Origin of the sequence: Halioglobus sp. HI00S01 (genome assembly GCF_001635445.1) — a bacterium.
In the GTDB taxonomy this organism is placed as follows: Bacteria; Pseudomonadota; Gammaproteobacteria; order Pseudomonadales; family Halieaceae; genus Halioglobus; species Halioglobus japonicus.
This window is the reverse complement of the sequence record NZ_LWEE01000009.1, coordinates 1-502: the sequence shown is the minus strand read 5'-3', so window position 1 is coordinate 502 and position 502 is coordinate 1. Positions and strand designations below refer to the sequence as shown.

Annotated in this window: 1 pseudogene; it reads right to left on the bottom strand. The window is 56.5% G+C overall.

The annotated features are described in order from the left end of the window. Positions 1–401 (bottom strand): annotated as a pseudogene (locus A3709_RS01980) (hypothetical protein); the annotation flags it as partial. Positions 402–502: the final 101 nt, after the last annotated feature.

Sequence of the window (502 nt, the reverse complement as noted above, 5' to 3'; positions counted from 1 at the left end):
GCGACCTCAGCCCGGACGGCCAGGGCACGTTGCAAATCAAACGCGGCATCGAGGTTGGTGATGACTTCCTCGTGCGTGGGGCCAAGGCAGAAATCGCGCTCGTGCCGGTCGTGGATGCGCAATAGTTCAGGGCCGTACTGTTCCCAGCGACCCGATTCTTCCCACAGTTCTGCCGGTTGCACGACCGGCATACTGACTTCCTGGGCGCCCGCTCCTTCCCTTTCTTCTCTCCCCCTCCTCTCTCCCTTCCTCCTCCCCCTCCTTCCTCTCTTTCTCCCTTTTTCTCTTCCTTCTTCTCCCTTCCTCCTCCTTCCTCCCCTTATCATTAGCTGGTGGCTGATGACCTCAGCGTCGGCGGGTGTTTCTTTCTGGGTGGCGATCAGGAAGTTGCTGGTGCGCATTGTGGTTCCAAATTGGGNATAACGATAAGGGCGCCTATTTTAATGGGCATGTGAGTATCGGTAAACGGTGGTTGTTGTGCACTTTTTTCGGGCATTTGTCA